The organism is Staphylococcus pasteuri, from assembly GCF_003970495.1.
In the GTDB taxonomy this organism is placed as follows: Bacteria; Bacillota; Bacilli; order Staphylococcales; family Staphylococcaceae; genus Staphylococcus; species Staphylococcus pasteuri.
In genome coordinates this window covers 1-3,687 of record NZ_RXWW01000052.1, presented here as the reverse complement: position 1 = coordinate 3,687, position 3,687 = coordinate 1, and the positions used below count along the sequence as shown (strand labels likewise).

The 3,687-nt window shown below is 33.1% G+C and carries 1 protein-coding gene; it reads right to left on the bottom strand.

Translation table 11 applies throughout. The annotated features are described in order from the left end of the window. Window positions 1–3,159: SdrD B-like domain-containing protein (locus CD121_RS12415; RefSeq protein ID WP_257214274.1), on the bottom strand; the 3,159-nt coding region annotated here is incomplete at its 3' end. Between the last annotated feature and the right edge of the window lie 528 nt (window positions 3,160–3,687).

Below are 3,687 nucleotides of genomic sequence, written 5' to 3'. Positions count from 1 at the left end.
ATCTGAGTCTGCATCGCTGTCGGCATCTGAGTCTGAGTCCGCATCGCTATCTGCATCAGAATCTGAGTCTGCATCGCTGTCGGCATCTGAGTCTGAATCCGCATCACTATCGGCATCTGAATCTGAGTCCGCATCACTGTCTGCATCTGAGTCTGAATCCGCATCACTATCGGCATCTGAATCTGAATCTGCATCGCTATCTGCATCAGAATCTGAGTCTGCATCGCTATCTGCATCTGAGTCTGAATCCGCATCACTGTCTGCATCTGAGTCTGAGTCTGCATCGCTATCCGCATCTGAGTCTGAATCCGCATCGCTATCCGCGTCTGAATCGGAATCCGCATCGCTATCTGCGTCTGAGTCTGAGTCCGCATCACTGTCTGCATCTGAATCTGAGTCTGCATCGCTGTCCGCATCTGAGTCTGAGTCCGCATCACTGTCTGCATCGGAGTCTGAGTCTGCATCGCTATCCGCATCTGAATCTGAGTCTGCATCGCTATCTGCGTCGGAGTCTGAGTCCGCATCACTATCTGCATCTGAATCTGAGTCTGCATCGCTATCTGCATCTGAGTCTGAGTCCTCATCATAATAACCATTATCTATAGTCATATCATCATGATCAGTAATAGTTACATGGACATCCTCACCATCAGCATCTTTATCGTCTTCACCAGTGTTAGTAGTTGTTTGAGTAAGTCCTTCAGGTTTATCGAAATGTACAATATAATCTCCACTATCTAAATCATCGAAACGATATTTACCGTTCTCATCTGTAGTTGTTGTTTTAAGTACATTACCGTCTTTATCTTTTAATGTTACAGTTACGCCTGGAATACCTTTTTCTGTATCATCTTGTTTGCCATCTTTATTTGTATCTTTCCAAACATAATCACCTAAACTATATTTAGGTGTTTTATAGAAACCGCTATCTAATGTCCAGTTGTCAGCATCTTTAACAACGCCTGTAACAGTTAATCCATCTGAATCCACGGTATCATCGTTACCAGCGTTTGCAGTTGTTGGCGTATAACCATCTGGAGTTGTAAACTCAACTGTATATGTGCCATTTTGTAAGTTATCAAATTGATATTTACCAGAAGCATCTGTAGTAGTACGGTCAATTTCCTGACCTTTACTATCTTTAAGAATTACATATACACCTTCAATACCTTTTTCTGTATCATCTTGTTTACCATCTTTATTTGTATCTTCCCATACATAGTCGCCTAGTGAATATTTTTTGGCATCTCCAGTTGCAGTAGAAGAACCTGCTACAGCAGCATATGAATTTGACCATCCATAAGATTTTTCATTTGTTTCTAATTTATAATCAATTTTACCATTAGTGTCTGTAGAACTATCTTGAGGATAAGCTACTTGTTGAATAATGTATTGCTTATTACTACTTTTAGCTCCATTTAATAAATCAATCGTCGCAGTTTGATTATTGTTACTGTAATTTATTTTAAAATTACTAGTTACATCTTTAAGATTTGCAGTATCAGGTGCAAAACTATCAACAAACTGATTTTGATTAGTTACTTCATAAATTTTAAAATTATTTTTACTAGGATCAAACTTAAATCCAGTTAAATTAGTTGTGAATTTCTCAGTAGTAAATGTACTTTTAGGTTGATTAATATATGCAGTCATATGACGTGCTAATGTATCATTCTCTATATAATTAGTACTAGAAATAATTGGAACATTTTTATTACCATAGTCTACAATTACATTTTTTGAATATGAGTCACTTCCTAATGTCACTTGCATAGGATACGATGTTTTATCAGTAGTTGCAGTTTCTTTTTTGGCAAACGCAACTTTTTCAAAACTACCTTTAATATTATTATATTGATCTACATAGTTAGTAAACGTATACGTTGTCGAATTAGACGCGCTATCATAAACTCCCTTAGCAACTAATCTACCATTTTCATCATATAAATTTTGTTCTGTAGTAGGTAAAGTCACTGAACCTGGACGGATATATTGACTGTATTTAAAGGTCATTTGATCGCCTTCATGTACATCATCATCTATTGTGTAATCAGCTTTTACTTTTAATACATCACTTGATGTTGCCCAAAATTCTTTATTGCCTGTTTGAGTATTTGTATGACCTTTATCAATAGCTATATCAATATTAGAAAAATGTACTTTATTATTTACATTCGTACCTTGTTTTGCAGCAGCTAATTTTCTTACAGCTAAACGACTTACAGTTTTTGGTGTAGAAGTTATAGAGCGTTCAGTAGCATAAGTTGTTTCTGATTCTTTCTTATTTGAATAATCTTTAGCTAATGCATTTAATAATGTATTTTTATCAATATTATTAAAGTCTAAATCTAAGTTTTCAACTTGTGCTTTAGCATCTGCTTTACTTGTGTTATTTGCATTAGCAATATAATTAGTTAAAGCATCTTGTTTATCTTGTTTTGTTGTAGCGTTTTGAACATTATTAACTACAGTATCAACATATTGTGAATTATTTGTTTTTTGTGAATTTTGAGATTGAGTTTTTGTTTGAGATGTTTCTTCTGAAGTAGTTTCTTTTGAATCAGTTTGATTGGATTCTGGGGTTTGTTCTGTAGTAGTCTCAGCTTTTGGTTCTTCTTGTGTTGGTTGTTCTTTAGTAGTGTTTGATTGTGAGTCTTCTGTTGTTATTTTTTCTTCAGTTGTTTTTGCTTTTGGTGCCTCTTTTGTTGGTTGTTCTTTAGTAATGTCTGTTTTTGTGTCTTCTGGTGTTTGTTCTTTAGTTGTTTCTTCTTTTGGTACTTCTGTTGTTGTTTCTGCTTTAGTGTTTGATTGTGTTATAGATTCTTTAGCTGCATCTTCTTTTGTTACTTGTTCTTCAGAAGAATTTGCTTTTGAATCTTCTTGTGTAGATTGTTCTTCTGTTACGTTATTTTCTTTAGTTAGATCTGTTTGTTCGGGACGATCATTGTTATTTGTAGTTTGTTCGTTTGTTTGAACAACATCTTTTTGTTTCACAGCATCATCTTGTGAGGACGTATCTTCACTTGTTTGTGCTGACGACTCTTCAGTAGTATTTTCAGCTGCTTTAGCTTCTTGGTTTCCAACACCAAATACTAATGTAGCTCCTACTAATATTGATGCGGTTCCTACTGTGAATTTTCTGATAGAATATTTGTTCAATTTGTTAGGTAAAAAATCTAGTCTTTTTTCATATTTTCCTCCTAGCTACTTTTAAAAATTATATGTAACAACCATATATTTATACATATCGTTGTCATCTCAAATATAATATAAACAATATTGTTTTGCAACGCTTATTTATTTTTGTATATAAACAAATATATTCGTTATGTTTAATTGTTCTTATTTTTATTTACTAAAATTTAAAAACACTTCAAATTTTAGTAAACTTAATTTACAAAATAATTACAAAAAAAATTATCCTCTCAATTGTTCAATGTCTAGTTAGAGTTAGTGATTACAAGTTCAATCGTTTCTCTCTAAAAAATTGGACACAAAATTTAACAATTAAAAGGATTATCGTTATATGTATACTATATGCTTAATTACAATTGTACTTTTAATATTTAATTGTAGCGTTTCATTAGATATTGCAAGCCAAGAAATGACTTCCAATGATTTAACAACATTATTGTATAATCTTTTTAAAAGAATATCAATCATAAAAATGCCATAAAATTAAATAAC